The sequence below is a fragment of the Corallincola luteus genome (assembly GCF_004336975.1).
Taxonomy (GTDB): domain Bacteria; phylum Pseudomonadota; class Gammaproteobacteria; order Enterobacterales; family Neiellaceae; genus Corallincola; species Corallincola holothuriorum.
On the sequence record NZ_SJXE01000002.1, the window covers coordinates 324,678 to 346,476 of the forward strand.

Consider the following 21,799-nt stretch of genomic DNA (forward strand, 5'->3'; position numbering starts at 1 on the left):
AATGTTTCGTTTTTGGGGCTGCGACTATACCAGTTCGAAACTTATTGGGTCAAACGAAACTTTTGAGTTTAAGTTGAAGCTCTAAAATGGCGATTAGAAAGCAATTATAGTTGGTGTTGAGTAAAGGGGATCTTTCGATTGGCTAAATAAAGTTACGAATGTTTCGCACAATGTGTTTCTGCCATGGCAAGCATATTGAAGCCGTATGATTTGGTCACATATAGAAAAGCCGCTTAAAAGCGGCATTTTCTGTTTTCGGTGGATATCAGGCTTAGATGCGTTTACTCGATATTCTGGATCTGCTCGCGCATCTGTTCAATCAATACCTTCAGTTCTACCGCTGACTGGGTGACTTCCTGGTTGATCGACTTGGAGGCGAGGGTGTTCGATTCGCGGTTAAACTCCTGCATCATAAAGTCGAGACGACGGCCGATAGCACCGCCTTTTTTCAGGATTTTGCGGGTTTCTGCCACATGGGCTTCGAGGCGGTCTAGCTCTTCGGCAACGTCTAAGCGTTGCGCCAGCAGGATCATCTCTTGCTCTAAACGGCCGTTGTCGAGTTCGACGTTGGCGTCTTCCAGTTTGTTGGTGAGGCGTTCACGCTGCCAGATCATTACTGCTGGCATCTGCTCGCGCACCTTGGCGACTTCAACCATCACGCCATCGAGACGTTGGCTGATCATCGTTTCCAGGCTGTCGCCTTCGCTGGCGCGGGCGGCGATAAACTGGTTCAGGGTTTCGTCGAATGCGGCTAACAGTTCGGTGGAGATGGTATCAATATCCGCTTCTTCGTTTTCCATCACACCGGGCCAGCGCAACACGTCGAGGGGGTTCAAGTGCATGGAGCCTGAGGTTTGATCATTCACCCAGCCTGCGCAGCGCATCACTTCTTTGGCTAGCGCCTCGTTTATTTGCAGTTTGGATTGCTTCTCGGCACTGGCATCAAAACGCAGGTTACACTCCAGCTTGCCGCGATTCAGGCGCTTACGGAAACGCTCGCGTAATACTGGCTCTAAGCCGCGAAACTGCTCAGGCAGGCGCAGGTAGCTTTCCAGGTAACGTTGATTAACGGAGCGAACTTCCCATACGGCGGTGCCCCATTCACCCTTCAGGGTGTGGCGTGCGTAGGCGGTCATGCTGTGAATAGTCATTGGCAACCTTGCTAATGCGTCAAAAATTGATGCTCGGATTATAGGGGAGCCGACACCATGGTTAAACGGTTGATCGACTCTGTTTTGTGATTAATCAGCTAATTACCAGCTTAGCCGTTCCTGCTGGAGTTTGGGGCCGACTTTGGAGCTGGGTGTCGGATCGGGAGTCAATCTAAGGATAAACAGGTCGCCATAGGCATTTTCGCTCAGATTGGTCAGCGGTGGCCCTCCTAGTTTTTTGATCAGCATCGGCACGGTATTGCTGTGACCCACGATCAGAACGACGCCATCTTGCGCCATGGCCAGCGCGGCAACTTCATCGACATGGGCAGTGAGTGAGGTGGCTTGACTGGGGATGGTCACTGTTAGCTGATGGGCGTTGGCTGTGGGCTGTGCCGTTTGTTGGGTGCGCAGCAGATGGCTGCTGATCACTGCGGATATCTGTTCATCTTTAAGGCGCACAGCCAGTCGTTGTGCGAGCTTCTCTCCGTCGGCGCTGATGGGCGGATTTTTGCTGTCGATTGCGTCGGTTTGTTTTGGCGCATGGCGCAACAGATAGATCAGGTCGGGTTGGGCAAATGAATAAAGGCTGCTGCCAACATAGAGGCTAATGATGCTCAGGAGGCGGATACCGTTCTTGCTGATGGTGAATCTCATAATTGCTTTATGCCCCGAGCGTGTGGCCGATGCTGTTAGATGCGGTGTGGTGCCAGTTCAATATGCTGCATACGTTTGCCAAGCATTTCGATCTTACCGAGATAACGATCTTCACCCATGGAAGAGAATTCAAACTGAAAGGTGCGCAAAAGGTGCAGTTTACCATCACTACCGCGTTTAATACGCAGGCGCTGCTGGTAGGTTGAATAGTCCAGCAGTTGCACATTCATCTGTTCGCAATGGGCACGGGCGGCTTTCAGCGCCAGCTCCTTTACTTCACGGGCGCGCCACCAATAACCGCCAATAACAAACAGCAGGATCAGCCAACTAAAAGAGCCTAAATCTATATACATAACCAGCCATACAACAAACAGAGTGCAAGCACTCTAACCGAAACTCTGGGAGGGATCATCCGTCTGTTGGTCATCTGCGAGCTGGTGCCACCTAGCCCTTGGCCATATTATCGATCACCGCTTTATAGCCTTGGCGATAGCTGGGGTAGATAAACTGGTAGCCGGCATCGAGCAGGCGCTGGTTGCGACAGCGTTTGTTCTGGGTGGCATCGGCGGCTGCGGCCACGGTTTGCAATGGTGCCAATCCTTGGGCTTGGGCGAGGAAATCGAGCACCTGATGCTGCGGCGCAGGATCGCTGTCTGTGCCGAGGTAAACCGGCGCCAAGCTGTGCTGCTGTTCTGACAGCTGTAACAGAAACTGCAGTACGCCAGCGCAATCGTCGCGATGGATGCGATTGGTATAGCTGGGCGGCGTGGCTGCGATCTGCTTCAGTTCGCGGGCTTTGTTGATTAAGCGCTCTCGCCCCGGACCATAGATACCGGAAAAACGGATAATGGTGCCGCCAAGTTTGGCTGCCAGTGCTTCGCCCTCAAGTAAAACGCGGCCACTAAAGCGGGTAGGAGCGGTGGTGGATGTTTCATCGACCCACTCCCCTTGGTTCTGTCCGTAGACGCCAGTCGATGAGATATAAAAGATCGTTGGTAATGCTGTGTTGTGCTGAGCTGCGAGTTGTTGCAGGCGTTGGCTGAGATGGGTAAAGGCATCGACAAACACTGCGCGGTAGCCTGATTCCGTGTGTTGATCTGGCGTTGGTAGGAAAAACAGGTAGTCATACGGCTGGGTAAGCTGAAGCAAGCTATCGGGCTGAGTCATATCCAGCGCTAGATATTGCAGCGCACTGCTTGTTTGTGGCGGATGACGGCGTATTCCAGTGACTTGGTGGCCAGCGGCAAGCAAGCGTTGGGCGAGGGCTGTGCCGACATCGCCGCAACCGGCGATCAGTATATTTGCCATGCTATCGTCCTTTGGGATCCGTTTATGGTGAAATGCTGGCGTTTCAGTGCAAACTGGTTTGCATTAGCTGCGTTGAGATTGCTCTACCAGTACGCGGTTAAACATCGCTTTGACTTCGTCGATGGTGATCTCAGCCATGAGGCCATCGCCTTTTACCCGGGTACCCCAAGGTAAATTTTGCCACGGCTTACCATGTTGCTGTTCGCACAGACGATCGTAATGGTTGATCACATAATCTGGCCACAGATAGGGGCCGGTGCGTCGAGGGTTTGAATGACAGTACAAGCCTATAACCGGCGTGCCTTGTGTGACCGCCATATGAGCCGGCCCGGTGTCTGGTGCTAATACAACCCGTGCTCTGCCAAGGAGTGCGAGCAGCTGTTTTAAACTGCTTTTACCTATCTGATTATCCGGTTCGGCCACCTGGCAGGCTTGGCTGATCTGTTCACCCAGCGCTTTTTCCATGGCGCTAGGCCCACCACATAAGATCACCTTGAGTGACTGCCGCGCGGCATGATCGGCAATGGCGGCGTAGCCTGCTACTGTCCAGTTGCGCTCGGCTTTACTGGCGGCGGGCGTGATAATCAGTGCTGGCTGACCGTCGGGGATCACTGTTTGCGCATACTGGCTGTCACTGTCGCTGACGGGGATCTGCCATAAGGGGTGCGGCGGTGGCGGTACACCAATGGCGGCACCGAATGCCTGAAATCCCTCTAACACGTGGGCATGGGTTTGTTTGCCGATGCGGCGATTGCTAAACAGCCATTGACCTTCGCCAGCTCTGGCGCGGTCGAAGCCATATTTTTTATTGGCGCTGATAAAAGCGCTGAGAATACTGGCGCGAAAGGCGACCTGCATATGCAGCAGGACATCGAATTTGCGTCGCTTTAGTTGTTGTCTGACGTCTAGGATCCCCTGCCACCCTTTCGTTTTGTCATAGACGATGATCTCTACATCGGGTAAGCCCTGCAGCAAGCTTGCCTCTGCTTTACCCAGTATCCAGGTCACGGGCACGCCGGGGTAGCGGCGCTGGATCGCCTGAACGGTAGCGACAGCATGACAGACATCTCCGATCGAGGAGAGCCTTAGTAAGCAGATAGAGTGGGGGGCACCGTAAGGTAACGAAGACATAGTTTCCAGCGTTTAATCAGCGATCTAGCTGATATTATGCGCTGGCGAGCGGTATTGCGCAAAACGTTATGGTGCTAGCGTCCGGATTGGCAGTCCGTTCTGAGCGGCGATAATGTTTTCCACCAATTGATCTACTAGCATCTGCCGGGCTTCTGCACTGGCCCATGCGATATGCGGGGTAACAATCAGGTTGTCGAGCTGTGTGTCGAGTAGATCATTGCCGTTGTTTGGCGGCTCGTAGCTCAACACATCAACGCCCGCGCCGCCGAGCTTGTTCTCCTGTAATGCTTTGACCAATGCTTGTTCGTCAACCAAGCCGCCTCTGGCGGTATTGATCAACAATGCGTTGGGTTTCATTAGCGCTAACATCTCTGCACTCAATAGATTGCGGGTGTCTGACGTTAACGGACAATGCAGTGACAGCACGTCGGCATTGCGCAGCAAGCGTTTAAAGTTGACTCGCCCCGGGCGTACCGATTCGGCATCGGCACGTTCCGCGATCAGTACGATCATGCCAAGCGCTTCGGCGACATGAGCCACCGCTTTACCCAGCGTGCCATAGCCAACGATCCCCAGGCATTTGCCAGCCAGTTGCTGCGGTGGGTGGTTCAACAAACAAAACTGCGCTGCGTTTTGCCATTTCTGCGAATCGATAAGTTTTTGATTGGCCGGTAGTTGATTAGCCAATGCCAGGATCAGCGAAAAAGTATGCTGGACGACACTGGCAGTGCCGTAGTTGCGGCAGTTGCATACGGTAATATTGTGTTCATGGCAGGCGACCAAGTCGATGTTGTTGACGCCGGTCGCTGCTACGCAGATCAATTTTAGATCTGGGGCAGCTGCGATGGCGGCGGCATCGATCACCACTTTATTGGTGACGATCACTTCGGCGTTAGTCAGGCGTTCATGCAGTTGCGAAGGCGCGGTATGTCCGTGGTACTGCCACTTTGTGACACAACGATCCAGCTTGCTAAGGTCGAGGTCTTGCGGATGAAGCGTGTCCAAATCGAGTACAACGCCATGCAGCATTTTTGGGGTGGCGGAAAGATTCATTGGACTCACTGTTAACTTTGCCTTTTATCGCTATCGTTGAAGACTATAATAGTGGCCTTTAACACATCTTACTCAAAATAATCGGAGCCACTATGCGCCCAAGCGGTAGAACCACAGATCAGGTCCGCCCTATTAAAATTACCCGAAACTACACTTGCCATGCCGAAGGTTCGGTATTGGTTGAGTTTGGTAATACCAAGGTACTGTGTACTGCATCTGTGGAAACCTCGGTTCCTCGCTTCTTGAAAGGCAAGGGACAGGGCTGGGTTACCGCTGAATACAGCATGTTGCCACGGGCAACCCATAGCCGCAATCAACGCGAGTCTGCGAAGGGCAAGCAAGGCGGACGAACTTTAGAAATTCAGAGATTGATCGCACGCTCGTTACGCGCAGCGGTCGATTTAAAGGCCTTGGGTGAGCATATGATCACTCTGGATTGTGACGTTCTGCAGGCAGATGGCGGTACACGTACTGCCTCGATCACTGGCGCCTGTGTGGCGTTAGTGGATGCGCTGCGCTGGATGCAGCAAGAAAAGCTGATCACCACGGATCCATTGAAGCAGATGGTTGCGGCGGTCTCTGTTGGTATCTACAAAGGCGAAGCGGTCTGTGACCTGGAGTATCTGGAAGATTCAGCAGCTGATACCGACATGAATGTGGTGATGACTGATCAAGGCAAGTTGATTGAAGTGCAGGGTACGGCAGAAGCGGAAGCGTTTAGCTTTGAAGAGCTTAACGCGATGTTGGGGCTGGCAAAAAGTGGTATCGATACAATCATCGCGGCACAGAACGCGGCGTTGGCAGAGTAAGGACTATTCCCGTGAAAGAGTATCAAAAGGCATTTATTGAATTTGCGTTGGAGCGTGAGGTACTGCGCTTTGGCGAGTTTACCCTCAAATCAGGTCGCACCAGCCCCTATTTCTTTAATGCTGGCCTGTTTAACACTGGACGCGATCTGGCTCGCTTAGGCAAGTTCTACGCAGCAGCGTTACAAGATGCGGCTATTCCTTACGACGTGCTGTTTGGTCCGGCGTATAAAGGTATCCCGATCGCCAGTGCAACCGCCGTTGCTTTGGCCAATGAGTATGACGTCGACGCGCCTTACTGTTTTAACCGCAAAGAAGCGAAAACCCATGGCGAAGGCGGCAGTTTAGTAGGCTCACCACTGAAAGGCCGGATTATGTTGGTGGATGACGTGATCACTGCGGGTACTGCGATCCGTGAATCGATGACCATCATTGAGCAAAATGGGGCGGGATTGGCGGGTGTTCTTATTGCGTTGGATCGTCAGGAGCGTGGTAAGGGTGAATTGTCAGCGATCCAGGAAGTCGAGCGAGACTTCGGCTGTCAGGTGATCTCTATCGTGACGCTGAAGGATCTGATCAGCTATCTGGCGCAACAGCCGGGCAAAGAAGCCCAGCTGGCTTCGGTCGAAGCGTATCGTCAGGAGTATGGCATCGCCTAAAGCAGGTTAATGTTGCAGATTGAACCGCTTAGATGCGGTTCAATCTTTCTTTCGTTACGACGACGATACCATCGTCTGTCACCAAAAAGCGTTCCGCATCTAACTCCGCATCATCTCCTATCACGGTGCCGTCAGGTATCTCACACTCCTCGTCGACAATGGCATGATTGATATGACAGTTTTTGCCGATCTTGACCTGAGGTAACAGAATACAGTGATTCACTTCGCTGTTGGCAGCAATGCATACGTCGTAGCTCAGGACACTTCTTGTAACTTCGGCGCCGGAGATAATACTTCCCGCTGAGATCAGCGAGTCGCAGGCGGTGCCTGGCTCTCCATTAACACCACGGGAGAGTTTGCCGGGGGCACGCTGCTCCTGATAGCTGGTGATGGGCCATACCGGGTTGTATAGATTTAACCTCGGCAAGGGAGCGAGCAGCTCCATATTACTGTCATAGTAAGCTTCAATGGTTCCGACGTCGCGCCAATAGCCGGGTAAACCATCTTCGTCAATAAAGTCATGGGCATGCATAACGTAGCCTTCAGCGAGCGCTTTAGGTAATACGTCGTAACCAAAGTCATGTTGTGAATCCAGGTTCTTCGCATCTTCGTGTAACAGTTGGCTTAATGCCTGAAGGCGAAAACCATATATGCCCATGGATACACGTACTTTGCCCGGGCTGCTTTGGTAAGGCGTACAGTCCACAGGCTTCTCCACAAAGCCTGTGATCCGGTTATGTTCGTCGGTAAGCACGACACCAAACAGGCTGCCCAACTCAAGCGGCACTTCCATGGTTGAGATGGTGATATCGGAGCCCGTTTCATCGTGCTGGTCCATCATTGTTAGGTAGTCCATGGTGTAAACATGGTCGCCTGCGAGGATCAACACAAAATCTATCGGTTGCCGCTCCAGCAGCCATAAGTTTTGATACACAGCGTTGGCAGTGCCTGAATACCAGTCTGATTCTTTCCGCTGCTCTGCGGGTAAGATCCCGACATATTCACCGTGTTCACCACTGTAACGTGCCCAAGTACGCTGGATGTGGGCGATCAGATAGAAGGCATTGTATTGAGTCAGCACGCCGATACGGTGAAAACCGGAATTGATGCAGTTAGAAAGGGTGAAGTCGATGATGCGGTATTTACCGCCAAAAAAAGTCGCTGGTTTCGCTCGTGCTTGGGTTAGATCGTGTAATCGGGTGCCACGCCCGCCTGCCAGCACAAGGGTATAGGTTCGTTGGCATACATCGGGGAAAAAACGAGCCGGTTTTTTAACTATATGCATGATGTTGCGTCCGCGGCCAAATATCCATTGGAGTAACAAGGGTAAATTAAGTTTAGTTCATTGATGGATATTGTGAAGCCAGTCAACTTGTTGATTTTGCGTTATATTTTTGTTGTTTAGTTGAGGCTTGGCTGTGCGCAGAACTTGAGGTGGGGGGAAGAGGGCAAGAACAGGGGCAAATAGTCACAAGCCTAGCGTGGCTATGAGGCTTGTGACCTGGTTACAACTTACTTAATGTTCTCTACTTGTTTTTGCAGGTTGTCAGCGAGCTCTTTAGCCCAGGCATCTAATTGGGGGTAAAAAGCTTCAACGATATTGTCCGTCATTAGATCGGGGTCAATATCCTTACCGGATAAGCGGCGTACCACTTGGGCAACCACTTTACCGCTGTCCTTATCAATCGCTTCTGCTTCTAGAAACATCACTGGTACTTTATCTCTAGAGTCAGTTGCTTCCATAGCGCCAACAACAATCAGGCCGATGGGCAGGTATTGATAGGCGGCAAGATCGGCTGAACCGGTACTAAAGCCGGTGATAGCAGGCTTGATAATTAGCGTGTTGTTACCCGCGGCCGCGGTGCGTAGATGCTCCGGGATCGCCTCTTTTAAAGATTTTACTAGATAGGTGGCAAAGGCTTGCTGTTTTTCAGCGGGTACCACCTCCTTATCACTGAGTTTCGGTGACAGCCAGATCTTTGCTGGTTCAACGTCGATCATCGCGTAGTTGTTTGCTGAATAATCCTCCGCGTACCAGACCAGTTTGCTGGCATCTTCAGGATCTGGTTTTAGCTTGTTGTAGTCATGTAAGTAGCCGGAAAATGTCTGTTCCGTTTCCGGAGCAGAAGAGCAGGCTGCTATTAACGCGAGTGCCAGTGTCAGTGCTAGAGGGCGGATCATGCGCAGAACTCTCTGAAATTTGCTAATGGTTTGTTAATAAAAGACTCTACTGGGATCGCTGGAAGATTGAAAGCTGGGGTGAACTAATATGTGGCACACAAAAAAAACAGGGCGCATCTCAGATGCGCCCTGTTACAAAGAATATGCCGTCCACCGAACATAGTTCCCTGCCGCTTCCCTGCTGGGCTTTTTAGCCCTGACCAATCCTCTGGCTGTTCCTGTGTCATCCATAACCAGTAACTGTCCTTAGCTACTGCGCTTCCTCCTGAAGCTCTCCACTGTGGTCAACCCTTGACCTCATCCTTTTTCGCTTCCTGCGCCGCTCTTCATCATGAATCGCGTTTTGTGACTCCCTGTCTACTCAGTTGCAGCGTCCTGCTGACAGTTAGAATATTAGCGCGCAGTGGCAGGTTAACAATGCGTTAAAAATGTTAGAAAAAAAAATCTCGGCAAACTTTTTTTAAATAGAATTTCAACCATCTGATATTTATTGTTTTTTCTGAGTTCTATGCGCTGTTTCCACATTTTGTCTCCCAAATCTCCTACAGCTTTGTAAGCGATCTCGCACAATCACTTTGGCTAATTGCACAGCTTGTTGCTGCGGCACTGTTCTTGTGTTGTAAAACTGGCTAGGGTTATTGCTATCAAAACAGCCTGAGAGGTTCACCACCATCACTTGTTATGAATTGGTCTATCGCAGTGTCAGTGATCTTGTTTGGTCGCCAGAAGCCTTGGCTGAGTTACTTGCCCTATCCAGGCAGGCAAATAAGCAAAAGGGCGTCACAGGGCTGCTTCTTTACCGGCCAGGGTGCTTCTTTCAAATTCTCGAAGGTGAAAGAGAAGCGGTAGAACAGGTGTTTGCTGCTATTTCTACGGATCCCAGACATTACGACATTGAGCTGCTGAATCAAGGTGTGGTGCCGGCGCGTTCATTTCCTGATTGGAGTATGGGGTTTGATACAACGGTAGCTGAAAAAGCTGCGGAGGTGGGTTTTAATCAGTTGATCTCGGGAAAGGGGTTAGCAGATCCAAGGCTTAAGCTGCTTAGAGCGAAATACTGTTCTGTGACCTTTCATTTGATAAAAGCGTTTCTCAGCGAGTAGGCAGGGCATTGCTGCGATACCCGGAATAGAGCAATTATCATTTTGTTGAACGCTATAAATGAAGCGGGCACAGCTTTCGCTGTGCCCGACAAACTTTTTCGAAACAATCCCGTTTCAACTGTGCTTTCCCTGCTGGCATCCATGTCACTGTGGATCCGTTCCACTTCCTAACCAATCCGTTGGCGGTCCTTGTGTCATCCTGACTTGCGACAAATCCTATGTCACAACGCTCAATCCTGAAGCTATTCCTAACTCATCCTGAGCGGTCCATTCTGCATCCTGCAAAGGCTGACTTCATGTCGGCCCAACGGTGTCCCTACTTTCTTCCTGAGGTGTCAACATCCTGCTGACAGTTAGAATGATAGCGTCTGCCTCGAAGTTAACAATGGGTTAAAAATGTTAGGAGGAGGGAAAGGAAACATCTTTTTTACCGCGGCAACCTTTAACTCATTGATAAATATTGTTTATGTCTGATTTTTGCAGCGTTTTTCGTGATTTTTTTACTAAATGTCTCACACCTTTGTAAGAGATCTCGCACAAATAGCATCGGTGAAATGGACTGTGGTTAGCCTTGCTTAGCTTCGAACAAGCGTCATTGATCTAAATGATCGTCGGTTTAACGCTTAGGTATGGGTAACTTTCAGGTTCTTGGGTGAAATTATGCCCCCAGATCTGCCGCTTGCTTTGTTAGCCTTTGATATGGTGCTGATGGTGGCTTTTGGGCTGGGGTAGTGATGCAGTGGTTTGACCCATAAACGAAGCGGGCACAGCTTTCGCTGTGCCCGACAATCGGTCTCGAAACAATCCCGTTTCAACTGTGCTTTCCCTGCAGGCATCCATGTCAATGTGGATCCGTTCCACTTCCTAACCAATCCGTTGGAGGTCCTAGTGTCATCCTAACTTATGACATATCCTATGCCATAACGCTTCATCCTGAAGGTGTCCTTAACTCGTCCTGAGTGGGTCCATTCTGCATCCTGCAAAGGCGCAACTCCTTGTCGGCCTAACGGTATCCCTACTTTCTTCCTGAGGTGCCAACATCCTGCTGACATCTATAAGAATACTCTCTAACCCATCTTTAACAATGCATTAACCCGTGTTGTGAAATTATTTAATCATTTCCTTTTTTGATGATTAACCTTATAAGCAAACATAAACAATGGGTTGCGTGTTCTTCTGGGGCATGTATCTACATCATGAAAGCTGTATCTCTCACGTTCTTGTGCGATATCTCGCACACGGCTCAAGGCATATCTCTGAAGGCGATGGCAAGCGTTTGTGCTATGTCAGTCACACTCTGCGGTGACAATTACCGACTTCTATTGCCAGCGAGAGGTAGAAAAATTATGGTGGAGGGCAGCAAGGACAATTACTAATTTACCAATGGGTAATGCATTGGTGAATAAGTTCCGAATAAGAACAACAAGCGCCTCTGCGAACTTTCGTCAAGGCAGCGCCACGTAAGTGGAAATCTCTCAGGTAAGTTGCCCGTTTCCTCTAGGAAGCGGGCTTTTTTTTGTTTTAAGCGGTGAGTAGTTGATGTCGTAACATTGACCACAGGGTTTCAAAATCGCTGCTAGGTTTGCGTTTGAAGTCACTGCGAACATATTGACAGATACGGCCTTCGGCATAGGCGAGCAGCATGTTGGCAAGAATAGTCTCACTCACCTGAAACCCTTGCCCTTCACGCAGTGCGCGCTCACGCAGTACTTGTTTTATCTGCACTTCGATCTTTTCCATTAACGACTGCACTCGGCCCCTCAAGCGAATATTTTCACCTAATAGCGCATCCCCATTAAGGATCCGGCAAAGACCTGGATTGCGTTCAGCGAATACCAGGATCAGTTGCAAAATATGATGCACGCGGGCCAGAGTGTCTTTCTCATCGTCGAGGATTAAGTTAATCCGTGATAACAGAGATTCTTCAATGAACTCGATGAGTCCCTCAAACATCTTGGCTTTAGATGGAAAGTGGCGATAAAGCGCCGCTTCTGATACGCCGACTTCCGCTGCCAACTTGGCGGTGGTGATCCGTTCGCCAGGTGCGGTTTCTAACATGCCAGCTAGAGATTGCAGTATCTCTTGGCGGCGATTCTTGCGCTGCGTTGCAGCCATAAACTATCCCCTGTACTACTTACTTCTTATCAGCGGAAAATGAAATTATTTGTGACCGGAGGAACCAAAGCCACCTTCACCACGTTCACTGGCGTGGAATTCGTCAACGATACTTAGCTCAGCTTGTACAACAGGCACAAATACCAGTTGAGCGATGCGATCACCGGGAGCGATGGTGAAGCTACGATTACTGCGGTTCCAGCATGAAACCATCAGCTGTCCTTGGTAATCAGAGTCGATAAGCCCGACCAGATTACCCAATACGATGCCATGTTTGTGACCTAGACCGGAGCGCGGCAGGATCACAGCAGCAAGTTGCGGATCGGCGACGTGGATGGCCAAGCCGGTAGGGATCAGCTGGGTTTCGCCAGGATCTAGCGTTAGTTCGCTATCTAAGCAAGCGCGCAGATCCATACCTGCAGAGCCGGGGGTGGCATATTCTGGTAGTGGAAATTCTTCACCAATACGTTGATCTAAAATTTTAACTTCAATCTGTTTCATTGTTTGATCCGATAACGATGGTTGATCTGTTCTAAGAGTTGCGCAGCAAGTTGTTGCTTGCTGGTGGCAGGTAGCTCTGTTTTGCCATCAGCCCAATAGAGGGTGAGGGCATTATCGTCGCTGTTAAAGCCGATACTGCTGTCACTAACGTCATTAGCGGCAATCATATCGAGACCTTTTCGTTGCAGCTTGCCAATGGCGTAGGTCTCTACATCATGGGTTTCAGCTGCAAAGCCGACGGTAAAAGGGCCACTGTTGAGCGCGGCAACATCGGCGAGAATGTCTGGGTTGCGCACCAGCCTAATGCTCATTTCACTGTTGTCTTTCTTTATTTTGCAATCCGCGACTGCTTCTGGGCGATAATCAGCAACGGCTGCGCAGGCGACAAAAATGTCCTGCTGTACCGCCGTGGTCATCACGGCGTGATGCATCTCCGCCGCGCTTTCCACACGCAAAAGTTGCACGCCAGTGGGGGCTTGTAGTGCAACAGGGCCGCTAACCAAGGTGACTTCTGCGCCCATCTGCGCAGCACTGGCGGCGATGGCGTACCCCATTTTGCCAGAGCTGTGATTACTGAGGTAACGGACTGGATCGAGTGCTTCCCGAGTTGGGCCTGCGGTGATCATCATCTTCACGCCAGCAAGCGGTTGGTGGGGTTGAAACTGTTGTTCAATCAGTGCCAGAAGCTCTGCTGGCTCCAGCATTCTGCCTGGCCCAACGTCGCCGCAGGCTTGTTCTCCCTGCCCAGGCCCCCAGATTAGATGTTGTCGCTTGGCCAGTAATGCCAGATTTTCTTGGGTCGGCACGGCGAGATACATCTGTTGGTTCATTGCTGGTGCAATAGCGATAGGTGCTGGTGTTGCTAAACAAACGGTAGAGAGCAGGTCGTTCGCCATACCGGCAGCGATGCGAGCAATGAGATCTGCGGTGGCAGGGGCAATAACCAAGAGATCTGCCCACTTTCCTAACTCAATGTGGCCCATGGCTGCTTCTGCTGATGGATCCAGCAGGTCGTCACAAATGGGATACCCAGAAACCGCTTGCAAGGTCAGAGGAGTAATAAAGGCTTGCGCCCCTTTGGTCATGACGATGCGTACATCTGCGCCTTTATCCTTCAGCCGACGGGTGAGTTCTACACATTTGTAAGCCGCGATACCGGCACTGATGCCTAGCAGTATCTTTTTACCTTGTAACGACATAGCTCTTTATCGGGGTAAAAAATTTCCGTTACTTTACCACAGCCTAAATCGCTGAACAGTGTTTCCCTAGCTGCTTTTTGCTCTCACACCACGCAGTTTTTTTGGAAAGCTGTGTCTCTTAAGCGAGCGCTCACAGCTGTCTTGGTTACAGTGAACACTTACTGCTGGATTTTTGCACTACACTGATTGCGTGCGCAGGAAGCGTAAACAGGTAGATCACTTCAAGGAGGAATAGATTGATGGCAATTATTGATTGGCCAGCGGCAGAGCGCCCCCGTGAAAAGCTTTTACGGCAGGGGGCTGAAGCGCTTTCCGATGCTGAGTTACTCGCGATTTTTCTACGTACCGGTGTGACTGGCATGGATGCGGTTACCTTAGCCAGGCAACTACTCGGGCAATTCGATGGTCTATCCCGCTTAATGCGTGCCAACCAACAGCAATTTTGCGCCGCCAAAGGGCTGGGACAAGCCAAGTATGCCCAATTGCAGGCGGTGGTCGAGCTGAGTCGTCGTGTTTTTCAGGCAGAGTTACATCAGTCTGATGTGTTGAATCATCCCGCTGCGGTAGAGCGTTACCTACGGGTTAAAATGGGTGATTCGCCGATAGAGCGCTTTGCACTCTTGTTGTTGGACAGCCAGAATCGGGTGCTGGCTTACAAAGAGTTAAGCCATGGCACGATTAACCAGGCGGCGGTTTATCCGCGAGAAGTTTTACGCTTGGTGATAGAAGAACATGCCGCGGCGGTGATTCTCTGTCATAATCACCCGTCCGGTGTCTGTGAGCCGAGTGAGGCAGACCGACATATTACCGATAAGATCATGGCAACATTGGCTTTTATTGATGTGCCTGTACTTGATCACTTGGTAGTTGGTCGAACTGAATCAACCTCATTTGCTGCGCGCGGCTGGATATAGTTTTTATTGAAATAACATTTTTTCTTGATCTGCTAGTGCGTCTCCTGTATAAAATGCGCCCTCCTGCGCCTTGGGCGACGGCCGAATATGGGGCGCGGTACGCTCGAGCTAAAAAGTTTTATATCGGAGACGACTGACATGTCTAAAGTATGCCAAGTAACTGGCAAGCGTCCGGTTGTCGGTAATAATCGCTCTCATGCGAAAAACGCGACCAAGCGCCGCTTTCTGCCAAATTTGCAATCTCACCGTTTTTGGGTTGAGAGTGAAAAGCGGTTTGTGAAGCTTCGTGTTTCTACCAAGGGTATGCGAATCATCGACAAGAAGGGTATCGATTCAGTTCTGACTGAACTTCGTACCCGCGGCGAAAAGGTTTAAGGGGATAAATCATGGCGAAGAAAGGCGTTCGTGAGAAAATCCGTCTGAACTCATCAGCCGGTACCGGTCACTTCTACACGACCACTAAAAATAAGCGCACCATGCCTGAAAAGATGGAGATCAAGAAATTTGATCCTGTTGTACGTCAGCACGTGATGTATAAAGAAGCTAAGATCAAATAGATCTTACTTGTTTTGCTTAGTGAAAAGCCCGGCCTAGTGCCGGGCTTTTTGTTATGTACAGGAAGTACGGTATGACGCGGGTGCATGGCACCCAAGGCACTTCGTGGGGTGTGCTAATGCACAAGGCCGTCGATGTACAGGAAGTACGGTATGACGCGGGTGCATGGCACCCAAGGCACTGCGTGGGGTGTGCTAATGCACAGGAGCGTCGATGTACAGGAACTACGGCCTTGTTACCGTTGGGGCTTGAGCGTTTTTCTTTTACCTTGTTCTTCACTCCCTAGGCTCTTCAATTCCAGACTCTCTTGCAATGCTCTTATCTAAGGTTAGTGTTAGCATATTGATTTGTGTATTAGCCAAAAATGGACACCGGATATGGCCTTAACCAGAAGGCAGTGGAACAACATTTTGATCTTTGCCTGTTTGGCAATGATCCTGCTGTTTAATGTCACTCACAAACGGTGGTTATCTGGTGACGCCAATACCCGTTTAGAACTTATTCCAGCCGAGGCTATTATCCTGACTTTGGATTATCCAGCAGGCCAGCTGGAGCTGATTGGTCAAGGCTGGCGTGTTTCTCCTGCGAACTTGATGCCAGAACAAGAGGCGGGGCGTCTGGCGCAGCAGTGGTTGGGATTGACGGCATTACCTTTGAGTGAAGAAGAGATGCCATCTGCCAGTGAGCTCCTTACTGAACCCGATATGGTGGTTCGTATTACTTTGGCAGGGGAAGCTGTCCCTCGAGTTATTTTGCTGCGTCAATTTAAGCAGCGCTGGTTTGTCCGTTTAGGTGAGCAAGTGGGGGAGCTGTCAGATCTGACGATACGGTTTATTGCCCCCATGCCTCTACGCCAAATGAGAGCAAATGATGCCTGAGTTACCTGAAGTTGAGGTGAGTCGACAGGGGATAACCCCTTTTCTTACGGGAAAGCAGATCACGCGCGTGGAGGTGCGTGACAAGCGCTTGCGTTGGCCGGTGCCAGATGAAGTTAATCAGCTGGAGGGGCAGACAATCATAGCGGTTCGCCGTCGTGCAAAGTATCTTCTTATTGATACCGCGATCGGCAGCGCGATACTCCATCTGGGCATGTCTGGGCGGTTACGGGTGATTGATTCAACTACTGTGGCTGATAAGCACGACCATATCCAGATCCACCTCTGTAGCGGTAAAATGTTACGGCTGACGGATCCCCGGCGCTTCGGTGCTTTCCTGTGGGGAGGCGCTACACCCTTAGCGCATCCATTGCTGTCTAAATTGGGCCCTGAGCCATTAACTAAACAATTTGATGCCAATGTACTCTATGGTCGTAGCCGTGGCCGTAAGAGCGCTGTGAAGACATTTATTATGGATAATCACAATGTGGTGGGCGTGGGGAATATCTACGCCAATGAAGCCTTGTTTGCCGCCAGGATAAATCCCAAGACTGCAGCCGGTAAGATCTCGCTTGCCCGCTACCAATTATTGACCGAGGAGATCAAATCGGTACTGGCGCGCGCCATTCAGCAGGGCGGTACAACGCTAAAGGATTTTGCTCAAAGTGATGGCAAACCGGGCTATTTTGTTCAGGAACTGAAAGTGTATGGCAAAGGGGGGCAGCCTTGCCCCAATTGTGGTGCTGAACTGAAAGAGATTAAATTGGGGCAGCGCAGCACTGTGTACTGCGCTATATGTCAGCGTTAGTGAATGGTCACCTCACACTGCAGATTTCACCTCTAATTTGGGTTATGAGCGAGCAGGGCGTTTGCGGCCAATGTTTCGAATCATCTGCCGCAAAGAGTGCAGGCTGACGGAGAATTTTAGCAGTGCCTGCCGGTACCAGCTTTGCTTTTCAAATTGAGCGAAGTAACTCTGCCAAAACTGTTCCATTAACTTGGCGTCGTAACCCAGCGTTCCTCGGTACAGCTTAAACAGTTCACGTCCTACGAGGTAATGATGTTTGCTGGAGTTTACTGCTTGCTGAGTTGCTTTACCGAAATCAATGATCAGCGGCGTGCCATCGATGGTGATGAAATTATAGATATAGGGGTCGTTACTGGTGATACCTTGTTGATGTAAACTTGCCAAATATTTAGCCATGGCGGGTATTTGGTCGGTGCCTACCGATGTTAGCTCATCACCCTCAAGGTATTCTCTAAGGTATAAAAAGACCATTTGGTCCCCCTCTTGCCAGCTTTCAAAGCCAAAGGTTTTGGGGGCGATAACGCCGCTCATTGCTCGCAGAATATTTTCCTCATGCTCCCACGGGCGACTTTCGGTCAACTCCATATCTTTGTCGTAGGTAAAAAGTTTCGCCACATAGCTTCGTTCGGCATCATCAAGTTTCATTGTGAAGCGCCGACCGCTGAGAAAGGGCTGATCAACTAATATCGTTGCCTCACCTTGTTTGATGCGCTGATAAAACTGCTTAAAGTCGAGCTGAGAAGTCGGGTTACTCAATGTTAATCTTCTTTCTGTGTTTTCAAAGACGGAGTTATGACTGCTTTTCAGAGACTAGGCGCATTAGTGCCTGTCCCACCTCTGGGTGAACAAATTGCTCTACGTCTCCGCCATGCAGAGCCACCTCGCGTACGAGAGTCGATGAGATAAATGAGTTGGATTCTGATGGTGTAAGAAAGACGCTTTCTAACCCTGGCATCAGTCGGCGGTTCATATTGGCGAGCTGAAATTCATATTCAAAATCGGACACGGCACGTAAGCCTCGGATCATCACTGTCGCATCGTGATCTTTAGCGAAGTTGACCAGCAAGCCTGAAAAGCCAACCACTCGTACTTTATTCTGCAGATGTTGGGTGGCTTGCTCTGCCATTTTTATCCGTTCACCCAGCGAAAACCATGGGCTTTTACTGGGGCTTTCTGCAATGCCAACGATAATCTCGTCAAACAGCTTAGCCGCGCGCTCAATCAGATCGGTGTGGCCGTTAGTAATCGGATCGAAGGTACCCGGATAAATAACGCGAGTTGTCATTCAGTTAGTTCCAGAAAACGAGAATGAGGCAATGATAGCTTTGCTGGAGAATGAATCAAATCAATGCCAGTAGTTTCTTTCGCGCTTTATCGAGATTGTAGTGAGTTGAAACCCTTAACTTTGCCATCCATCCCATTTTTTCACGTATCTCGGCAGAGCTTGCCAATTCACTGACTGCTGAGACTAAGCCATCAATGTCATTTAGAGGCACTAGTCGACCATATTTATCGTCAGGTAAGAGCTCTCTGTGGGGAGGGATATCGTAAGCGACGATGGCTTTGCTCGCTGCCGCGGCTTCAATCAGGGTATTCGGACAACCTTCGTAGAGAGAGGGGAAGACAAATATATCGGTACTCTTAAACAGTAACGGCATCTGCGTAACAAAACCGGTAAACCGCACACAGTCATTTAAGCCTCGTTGAAGTACTTCCTCTGTTAGTTTTTGTTTTAACTCGCCGGCTCCAGCGATCAGCAGAACAAAATTGATGCCTTTCATTTTTAGTTTTTCGGCCATGGCTAAGAGCGCCAGCTGATTTTTTTGTTTGACCATCCGCCCGGCGGTACTGAGCACAATTTCGCGGGCTTGCTTTGCGTAAATTGGCGGCGCATCAATCATCGTAGTATCTAATTTGACACCGTTTTCAACCACTGTGATGTTTCGGTCAGGAACTATGCCACCACAGCGGTCACTGAGACTTGTTCTTACCGCTTCTGAGTTAGCGATAACGCGATGAATGCAACGTTCAAACAGGTAGCAGTTTAGCCAATTGCGTTTTATGCGATGGGGCATTCCCCGGCGGAAAATTATATTGTTAACACCCGCTATCACTGCAGCAGGGGCTGCTAACTTGGTATCTGCCGGCGTGTTTAGTAGCAGGGTTGTGATGCCTAATTGCTTAAACTGACGGGCAAGAAGTACCATCTTTGTCAGGTTTAGAAAGCTAAGATTGCTGATGGTTAAAGGGCGCGTCGGTATGTTGGCCTTTATCAGTCGTGATTCGATCTCACTCCCCGGGCGACAGAAAAAGATGACCGAGTATCCCTGGTTGTGGCAGAACTGCGCTGTCTCAAAGTGCCACTTTTCGCCCCCGCCCCAGCTGGTGCATGTGTTAACGAAACCGATAACTTTAGCTTGGTGAATTGCTGCATGTGTGCTCATTTTGTGGCCACCTTTTCGTCGTAAGTCCCGCATATGTTGCTTAACATGGGGGAGTTCGGATGAATTGTTGGGCTCAGAACAGGCTTGGCAACAACTAACTTCTTAGACGCTGCAATCCACTCGCTTAAAGCAAAATAAGCAATACTTCTTAGGAAAAACATATCTATTACACCGGACCATTTTTGTGCGCTAAATCACATATAGTCCATAGGGTCTTGTGAGTGATTAAAGTTCCGGCGTAGGACAGATATTATTTGGTATATAGGTATTACAATTCCTTATAAAGAGTGTAATAACGCGCTGCAATGCTTTCGGGAGAATAGTCCGCAAGACGTTCTAATGCGTTTTCGCAATACTGATTGCGCTTCTGCTCGTCTTCGATCAGTGTGATTAATGCCTGTTGAAGTTGTAAGGCATCACCGGGAGCGACTAATTTGCCTGTCTCTTCATCAGTAATCAGATCAGGAATGCCTCCTGCGTCACTGCCGATAACTGGAGTACCATGCTGCCATGCTTCAAGGATGGTTGAACCCAGCCCTTCTGATAGCGAAGGGAAAAGCAGGATATCAACCGCGGACAGATAACTGCCGATGTCTGTTTGATGACCAAGAAAGTCGATGTTGGTCAGCCCTTCAGCTTGCTTTTTTAACATCAATTCATCTGGGCCACTGCCAAGAAATAAAAACTGATACTGAGGGTGAGAGGCTTCGCATTGGCGCGCCACTTCAATCGTGACGTGATAGCCCTTGTGGTGCAGTAACTTGCCAATTTGGGCGATCAGAATTTTGTTTGGGTATCTATTTTTGATCTGTTGAACGGCATCAGGTTGCGCAGCAAAACCAGAATAACCGCTGGGAATGATGGTGGTGTGGATGTTCTTATCAAGGATCTTTACCTGCTTAGCGATCGCACGACTCAAACAAGCAACGACAGTTGCTTTTTTGTATATTTTTTTGGCTATCCATTGTTTCTTTACTGGATTGTCGACTCGCCGAGTAATGATATAGGGAAGGTTAAGTAATCTGGCTTGTATCGCACACCAGTAGGCGGCCTTGCCATCATGGGCATGAAACAGCGTAGGTCTTATGCCACGGGGTGGGATACAAGAGAAAAGATGATGTCTGACTTCGTGAACCGGAATACCGATGGCTTCAAACATCGGAAGTAATGGAGACCCTTTTAATAGTACAACGGATTGCTGTATGCCATGTTGCTTTAGTGCTTGCACTAAATTAAACGTTTGCTGCTCGCCGCCGCTAAAACCTCGGGCTAAATTGACGTGGCAGATATGCGGGCCGGCAGCATGAGGTTGATCCAGACCGTTATCATTTAGCATTATTGAGCTTCTTTTTTAATCGCCATTTACCTTCCAACCATTTGCTGGATAAGAGTGCGCCTCGTAAGCATTTTGTTCTTAGCCAGTCCGCAGCATTACCGGGAATGTGGTGGCTAGGATCACAATATTTCTTGTACAGGCGTTGCCAAGCCAAATGATGTATGTAGGTGATGATGCTACCAATGCGGTTCGCTCGTTCACTGCCGCTAAATTTTGTATTCAATCCTAAACCAACCACTTCCGGCTCGCCGATGATGAGGTTGTTGGCGTAACACAGATCTGACTGGCGCTTTGATTTGGGGCTGTAGTCATGCAGGTGTTTAATTTGGATTGATGGGTCAAATCGCTGCAATGCTTTGAGCCAAAACTTTTGTGTGCAATCAGGCATAAAATAGGGGTAGCCGTCATGTTGCTCTTGGCCTTTGCGTGATTCGTCGTAGGGCAAATCATCAAACCAAGGTATATCCCAGAGCGCTAGCAAGTCTTCGGTCAGACCAAAGTAAAAGAAGTCGCAGGCATGGAACACGACCGGTAACCCTTTTGCGTAATCTCGGGTAAAAGTATTGTTTACTACGACGCGCTCTTTCAAGAAACAGCATTCATCAGCGCGCTTCGGAAATTTCTGCTGTAGCTTCTTGCAAGCATCGCTGGTGAGAAAGTTATCTGAACGTAACTTCATCGCGTAACGGGTTTTCACCTGCTTTAAGCCATTAAGGGTGGAAACAAGTTGGCGATTGTTATTGGTTTTATCAGCACTGCCATCGGCACGATAACGATTGATGTTTGGCCCGGGATCGTCATTCAATAGTAACTCATCAAAATCCAGACCTTCTGTGGGCTGTCCTTTCCAAGTGGATAACAGGATGTGCGCGCCAGGTAGATGCTTACGCACGCTAGCTAGAGAACGTACGGTGATCCCTTCGTCCATGTTACGGTCAGGAGAGGCTTGTACCGGCCCCTGAACAACCACTGTGATATCTTGGTTTGCGATGGTCATTTAGTT

25 protein-coding genes are annotated in these 21,799 nt (G+C 49.7%); 9 read left to right on the top strand and 16 right to left on the bottom strand.

The window, feature by feature from the left end:
• Nucleotides 1-281: 281 nt before the first annotated feature.
• The 6 genes from EZV61_RS07890 to EZV61_RS07915 form a co-directional block, all read right to left on the bottom strand.
• A complete protein-coding gene (locus EZV61_RS07890) occupies nucleotides 282-1,151 on the bottom strand; it encodes a YicC/YloC family endoribonuclease (protein WP_199405187.1) in 870 nt (289 codons plus the stop codon).
• Between the two features lie 102 nt (nucleotides 1,152-1,253).
• The gene (locus EZV61_RS07895) at nucleotides 1,254-1,808 is read right to left on the bottom strand and encodes a SixA phosphatase family protein (protein ID WP_131414883.1); all 555 of its coding nucleotides are present in this window, start codon (nucleotides 1,806-1,808) and stop codon (nucleotides 1,254-1,256) included.
• 35 nt (nucleotides 1,809-1,843) lie between these two features.
• A complete protein-coding gene (locus EZV61_RS07900) occupies nucleotides 1,844-2,161 on the bottom strand; it encodes a DUF3301 domain-containing protein (RefSeq protein WP_114337655.1) in 318 nt (105 codons plus the stop codon).
• 91 nt (nucleotides 2,162-2,252) lie between these two features.
• Nucleotides 2,253-3,116 carry an SDR family oxidoreductase gene (locus tag EZV61_RS07905; protein ID WP_131414884.1) on the bottom strand — a complete coding sequence of 288 codons (864 nt, stop codon included), beginning with the start codon at nucleotides 3,114-3,116 and terminating at the stop codon, nucleotides 2,253-2,255.
• A 63-nt stretch (nucleotides 3,117-3,179) separates the two neighbouring features.
• Entirely contained in the window at nucleotides 3,180-4,247 is a 1,068-nt protein-coding gene (locus EZV61_RS07910; protein WP_131414885.1) for a glycosyltransferase family 9 protein, read from the bottom strand.
• Between the two features lie 66 nt (nucleotides 4,248-4,313).
• Nucleotides 4,314-5,300 carry a D-2-hydroxyacid dehydrogenase gene (locus EZV61_RS07915; protein WP_240695170.1) on the bottom strand — a complete coding sequence of 329 codons (987 nt, stop codon included), beginning with the start codon at nucleotides 5,298-5,300 and terminating at the stop codon, nucleotides 4,314-4,316.
• Between the two features lie 92 nt (nucleotides 5,301-5,392).
• Between EZV61_RS07915 and rph the strand changes: the two genes are divergently transcribed.
• Together rph and pyrE are read left to right on the top strand one after the other, a co-directional pair.
• A complete protein-coding gene (gene rph, locus EZV61_RS07920) occupies nucleotides 5,393-6,109 on the top strand; it encodes a ribonuclease PH (protein WP_114337658.1) in 717 nt (238 codons plus the stop codon).
• An 11-nt stretch (nucleotides 6,110-6,120) separates the two neighbouring features.
• Nucleotides 6,121-6,765: an orotate phosphoribosyltransferase gene (pyrE, locus tag EZV61_RS07925; RefSeq protein WP_114337659.1), complete on the top strand. Its 645-nt coding sequence runs from the start codon at nucleotides 6,121-6,123 to the stop codon at nucleotides 6,763-6,765.
• A 28-nt stretch (nucleotides 6,766-6,793) separates the two neighbouring features.
• Here the strand turns inward: pyrE and glgC are convergent, their stop codons facing one another.
• Together glgC and EZV61_RS07935 are read right to left on the bottom strand one after the other, a co-directional pair.
• Entirely contained in the window at nucleotides 6,794-8,050 is a 1,257-nt protein-coding gene (gene glgC, locus EZV61_RS07930; RefSeq protein WP_131414886.1) for a glucose-1-phosphate adenylyltransferase, read from the bottom strand.
• Between the two features lie 227 nt (nucleotides 8,051-8,277).
• Entirely contained in the window at nucleotides 8,278-8,946 is a 669-nt protein-coding gene (locus tag EZV61_RS07935) for a DUF3313 domain-containing protein (protein ID WP_130566908.1), read from the bottom strand.
• 638 nt (nucleotides 8,947-9,584) lie between these two features.
• On the opposite strand from EZV61_RS07935, the gene EZV61_RS07940 reads away from it, so the two are divergent.
• Nucleotides 9,585-10,049 carry a BLUF domain-containing protein gene (locus EZV61_RS07940; RefSeq protein WP_131414887.1) on the top strand — a complete coding sequence of 155 codons (465 nt, stop codon included), beginning with the start codon at nucleotides 9,585-9,587 and terminating at the stop codon, nucleotides 10,047-10,049.
• A 1,521-nt stretch (nucleotides 10,050-11,570) separates the two neighbouring features.
• Here EZV61_RS07940 and slmA read toward each other — a convergent pair.
• From slmA to coaBC, 3 genes are read right to left on the bottom strand one after another with little or no spacing between them, the layout of a single operon-like run.
• Nucleotides 11,571-12,164, bottom strand: a complete 594-nt coding sequence (slmA, locus tag EZV61_RS07945; protein ID WP_130566909.1) for a nucleoid occlusion factor SlmA — start codon at nucleotides 12,162-12,164, stop codon at nucleotides 11,571-11,573.
• A gap of 45 nt (nucleotides 12,165-12,209) precedes the next feature.
• On the bottom strand, nucleotides 12,210-12,665 hold the full coding sequence (gene dut, locus EZV61_RS07950) for a dUTP diphosphatase (protein WP_131414888.1): 456 nt from the start codon (nucleotides 12,663-12,665) through the stop codon (nucleotides 12,210-12,212).
• Nucleotides 12,662-13,864 (bottom strand): bifunctional phosphopantothenoylcysteine decarboxylase/phosphopantothenate--cysteine ligase CoaBC, encoded by a 1,203-nt coding sequence (gene coaBC / locus EZV61_RS07955; RefSeq protein ID WP_114337664.1) that lies wholly within the window; start codon nucleotides 13,862-13,864, stop codon nucleotides 12,662-12,664. The genes dut and coaBC overlap by 4 nt, the downstream gene beginning before the upstream one ends.
• A gap of 239 nt (nucleotides 13,865-14,103) precedes the next feature.
• Here coaBC and radC point away from each other — a divergent pair, with 239 nt between their 5' ends.
• The 6 genes from radC to mutM all read left to right on the top strand — a co-directional run bounded on the left by radC (nucleotide 14,104) and on the right by mutM (nucleotide 17,016).
• Nucleotides 14,104-14,778, top strand: coding sequence for a RadC family protein (radC, locus tag EZV61_RS07960; RefSeq protein ID WP_131414889.1), 675 nt, complete (start codon nucleotides 14,104-14,106; stop codon nucleotides 14,776-14,778).
• Between the two features lie 138 nt (nucleotides 14,779-14,916).
• Complete coding sequence (rpmB, locus tag EZV61_RS07965) at nucleotides 14,917-15,153, top strand: 50S ribosomal protein L28 (RefSeq protein ID WP_114337666.1); 237 nt, start codon at nucleotides 14,917-14,919, stop codon at nucleotides 15,151-15,153.
• Nucleotides 15,154-15,164: 11 nt separating this feature from the next.
• On the top strand, nucleotides 15,165-15,335 hold the full coding sequence (rpmG, locus tag EZV61_RS07970; protein WP_114337667.1) for a 50S ribosomal protein L33: 171 nt from the start codon (nucleotides 15,165-15,167) through the stop codon (nucleotides 15,333-15,335).
• A 53-nt stretch (nucleotides 15,336-15,388) separates the two neighbouring features.
• The gene (locus tag EZV61_RS07975; protein WP_131414890.1) at nucleotides 15,389-15,619 is read left to right on the top strand and encodes a hypothetical protein; all 231 of its coding nucleotides are present in this window, start codon (nucleotides 15,389-15,391) and stop codon (nucleotides 15,617-15,619) included.
• 91 nt (nucleotides 15,620-15,710) lie between these two features.
• A complete protein-coding gene (locus tag EZV61_RS07980; protein ID WP_114337668.1) occupies nucleotides 15,711-16,211 on the top strand; it encodes a hypothetical protein in 501 nt (166 codons plus the stop codon).
• Nucleotides 16,204-17,016, top strand: a complete 813-nt coding sequence (gene mutM, locus EZV61_RS07985) for a bifunctional DNA-formamidopyrimidine glycosylase/DNA-(apurinic or apyrimidinic site) lyase (RefSeq protein WP_131414919.1) — start codon at nucleotides 16,204-16,206, stop codon at nucleotides 17,014-17,016. Before EZV61_RS07980 ends, mutM begins: the two co-directional genes overlap by 8 nt.
• Before the next feature lie 42 nt (nucleotides 17,017-17,058).
• Here mutM and EZV61_RS07990 read toward each other — a convergent pair whose 3' ends face one another.
• From EZV61_RS07990 to EZV61_RS08010, 5 genes are all read right to left on the bottom strand, one after another.
• Nucleotides 17,059-17,772: a BUD32 family EKC/KEOPS complex subunit gene (locus tag EZV61_RS07990; protein ID WP_131414891.1), complete on the bottom strand. Its 714-nt coding sequence runs from the start codon at nucleotides 17,770-17,772 to the stop codon at nucleotides 17,059-17,061.
• 34 nt (nucleotides 17,773-17,806) lie between these two features.
• The gene (coaD, locus tag EZV61_RS07995; RefSeq protein ID WP_114337670.1) at nucleotides 17,807-18,301 is read right to left on the bottom strand and encodes a pantetheine-phosphate adenylyltransferase; all 495 of its coding nucleotides are present in this window, start codon (nucleotides 18,299-18,301) and stop codon (nucleotides 17,807-17,809) included.
• 55 nt (nucleotides 18,302-18,356) lie between these two features.
• Nucleotides 18,357-19,460, bottom strand: coding sequence for a glycosyltransferase (locus EZV61_RS08000; RefSeq protein ID WP_165569556.1), 1,104 nt, complete (start codon nucleotides 19,458-19,460; stop codon nucleotides 18,357-18,359).
• Nucleotides 19,461-19,728: 268 nt separating this feature from the next.
• Nucleotides 19,729-20,796 carry a glycosyltransferase family 4 protein gene (locus EZV61_RS08005; RefSeq protein ID WP_131414893.1) on the bottom strand — a complete coding sequence of 356 codons (1,068 nt, stop codon included), beginning with the start codon at nucleotides 20,794-20,796 and terminating at the stop codon, nucleotides 19,729-19,731.
• Nucleotides 20,786-21,793 (bottom strand): WavE lipopolysaccharide synthesis family protein, encoded by a 1,008-nt coding sequence (locus EZV61_RS08010; RefSeq protein ID WP_114337673.1) that lies wholly within the window; start codon nucleotides 21,791-21,793, stop codon nucleotides 20,786-20,788. The genes EZV61_RS08005 and EZV61_RS08010 overlap by 11 nt, the downstream gene beginning before the upstream one ends.
• Nucleotides 21,794-21,799: the final 6 nt, after the last annotated feature.

Coding starts and splice junctions, on each gene's coding strand:
- EZV61_RS07890 (WP_199405187.1), bottom strand. CDS start 1,151: ATGACTATTCACAGCATGACCGCCTACGCACGCCACACCCTGAAGGGT.
- EZV61_RS08005 (WP_131414893.1), bottom strand. CDS start 20,796: ATGCTAAATGATAACGGTCTGGATCAACCTCATGCTGCCGGCCCGCAT.
- EZV61_RS07935 (WP_130566908.1), bottom strand. CDS start 8,946: ATGATCCGCCCTCTAGCACTGACACTGGCACTCGCGTTAATAGCAGCC.
- rpmG (WP_114337667.1), top strand. CDS start 15,165: ATGGCGAAGAAAGGCGTTCGTGAGAAAATCCGTCTGAACTCATCAGCC.
- slmA (WP_130566909.1), bottom strand. CDS start 12,164: ATGGCTGCAACGCAGCGCAAGAATCGCCGCCAAGAGATACTGCAATCT.
- radC (WP_131414889.1), top strand. CDS start 14,104: ATGGCAATTATTGATTGGCCAGCGGCAGAGCGCCCCCGTGAAAAGCTT.
- glgC (WP_131414886.1), bottom strand. CDS start 8,050: ATGCATATAGTTAAAAAACCGGCTCGTTTTTTCCCCGATGTATGCCAA.
- EZV61_RS08000 (WP_165569556.1), bottom strand. CDS start 19,460: ATGAGCACACATGCAGCAATTCACCAAGCTAAAGTTATCGGTTTCGTT.
- EZV61_RS07975 (WP_131414890.1), top strand. CDS start 15,389: ATGTACAGGAAGTACGGTATGACGCGGGTGCATGGCACCCAAGGCACT.
- dut (WP_131414888.1), bottom strand. CDS start 12,665: ATGAAACAGATTGAAGTTAAAATTTTAGATCAACGTATTGGTGAAGAA.
- EZV61_RS07895 (WP_131414883.1), bottom strand. CDS start 1,808: ATGAGATTCACCATCAGCAAGAACGGTATCCGCCTCCTGAGCATCATT.
- EZV61_RS07910 (WP_131414885.1), bottom strand. CDS start 4,247: ATGTCTTCGTTACCTTACGGTGCCCCCCACTCTATCTGCTTACTAAGG.
- EZV61_RS07915 (WP_240695170.1), bottom strand. CDS start 5,300: ATGAATCTTTCCGCCACCCCAAAAATGCTGCATGGCGTTGTACTCGAT.
- EZV61_RS07905 (WP_131414884.1), bottom strand. CDS start 3,116: ATGGCAAATATACTGATCGCCGGTTGCGGCGATGTCGGCACAGCCCTC.
- EZV61_RS07980 (WP_114337668.1), top strand. CDS start 15,711: ATGGCCTTAACCAGAAGGCAGTGGAACAACATTTTGATCTTTGCCTGT.
- coaD (WP_114337670.1), bottom strand. CDS start 18,301: ATGACAACTCGCGTTATTTATCCGGGTACCTTCGATCCGATTACTAAC.
- EZV61_RS08010 (WP_114337673.1), bottom strand. CDS start 21,793: ATGACCATCGCAAACCAAGATATCACAGTGGTTGTTCAGGGGCCGGTA.
- mutM (WP_131414919.1), top strand. CDS start 16,204: ATGCCTGAGTTACCTGAAGTTGAGGTGAGTCGACAGGGGATAACCCCT.
- rpmB (WP_114337666.1), top strand. CDS start 14,917: ATGTCTAAAGTATGCCAAGTAACTGGCAAGCGTCCGGTTGTCGGTAAT.
- coaBC (WP_114337664.1), bottom strand. CDS start 13,864: ATGTCGTTACAAGGTAAAAAGATACTGCTAGGCATCAGTGCCGGTATC.
- rph (WP_114337658.1), top strand. CDS start 5,393: ATGCGCCCAAGCGGTAGAACCACAGATCAGGTCCGCCCTATTAAAATT.
- EZV61_RS07900 (WP_114337655.1), bottom strand. CDS start 2,161: ATGTATATAGATTTAGGCTCTTTTAGTTGGCTGATCCTGCTGTTTGTT.